General features: G+C 54.6%; 1 protein-coding gene and 1 pseudogene. One reads left to right on the top strand and one right to left on the bottom strand.

The features are described from left to right. Positions 1 to 279: pseudogene (locus tag AB4Y44_RS42325) on the bottom strand (IS6 family transposase); the annotation flags it as partial. Positions 280 to 624: 345 nt separating this feature from the next. Between AB4Y44_RS42325 and AB4Y44_RS42320 the strand changes: the two are divergent. Beyond that, positions 625 to 1,062, top strand: a complete 438-nt coding sequence (locus tag AB4Y44_RS42320) for a hypothetical protein (protein ID WP_368662007.1) — start codon at positions 625 to 627, stop codon at positions 1,060 to 1,062. The last annotated feature ends 263 nt before the right edge of the window (positions 1,063 to 1,325 follow it).

The following is a 1,325-nucleotide window of genomic DNA, read 5'->3' as shown; positions in this document are numbered from 1 at the left end:
TTGGCATGGACTTCCCCTCCTGTTGGCGTTGATGTAGTTCGACACTCCATCATGGCACTTCGATGCCGACTCGCGGCTTCCGCCGCAGCCTCGGGACGGGGAAGTCCCTTTCATTCGGATAGGTCCGGATCGCTCGTAACTGACAACGACACCGCGCTCGAACAGCAGCTCTTCAATATCACGCAGGCTCAGTTGGAACCGGAAATACCACCGAACCGCGAGACTAATGACTGCCGCCGGGAACCGGTGGCCGTGATAAAGCGATTTTCTTTTCTTCATCGTGTCATCTTGCGTGACTACCTCGCCAACGTGACAGTGCCCCCGCAACCACTTGTTATCGTAACGGCCCTTACTCGCCCTGAGTCCACTATCGCGACACAGCCATGGATAAACTTAACAGTCATCTTCTCATGAACTATCACACAGACAGTTACGACCAGCCCAACCATTTGTGCTTTCCGTCACTAAGCTTTGGGCAGCGGTTGGCGCGCCCCTTTTTCACGAGGACAGCGTGGCGTGATCAAGCTGTCGACCACGCAGAACCGAAATCGAAACCAAGAGGTCTTTTCGGCCCGTTAGGAATTGATTCTTACCTCATGGGCAGTGCAGCATAAGGATGGTCACGTGAATAAGGTAATGCAGTCTCCTCGCGCTGCGGTACCACCCCAATTAACCCTCGTCGTGGGCGTGGTATTCCGACTGGTCCATCTAGGCATCTATTGCGTTGAAGGTCCCGACGCGATGTTCCAAGAGACGTTCAATAAGATCTGCTGCGACGACCTTGCAGTCGACATTGAGCGAGAGTGGCTTCAAGAAGGCGACTTGGTGGTCAGTCTGTGCCGTGTTGAAAAAGCATTTGAAGTGTTAGGGAAAGCTGGCTTCAGGAGCGCGGACGCCGTCGTCACGATGCAACGTTACTTTGGCATCGAGCATGCGAAGGCCCGGCATTACGTATCCTCACGAAATCTTGCGTCGCTGTACCGCGAGCAGGTAGTGGGGCGCTCTCGTGGTGGTGAGAAGCGCACTGTCAACTTGGCTGACTTCGTCGATGACGATCCATAACGCACTGCGGCTCAGAAACCAGTCGACGGAGCTTGGGTTGGCGAGCCCACTTGGTTACCGCGCACTGCCCGCGCGAGATAAAATTTTCGCCTCCTGGGGGGGAGACACAAGACAATTAACATCAAAATAATTGATAGTAAGCGGCTCGTGCCGGCCGTTATAGACGGTGGCTGAAGGCGACATCAAAGTGATGCCCATCATTCCCAATCTGATGGGCATCACTTTGACACAGTCTGCGGAGAAGAAGCCGGGTTCCCGAACGG

The sequence above is a fragment of the Paraburkholderia sp. BR10937 genome (genome assembly GCF_040965695.1).
Lineage (GTDB): Bacteria > Pseudomonadota > Gammaproteobacteria > Burkholderiales > Burkholderiaceae > Paraburkholderia.
Note: the sequence above shows the minus strand (reverse complement) of the source record. Positions and strands in the feature narration are given on the sequence as shown.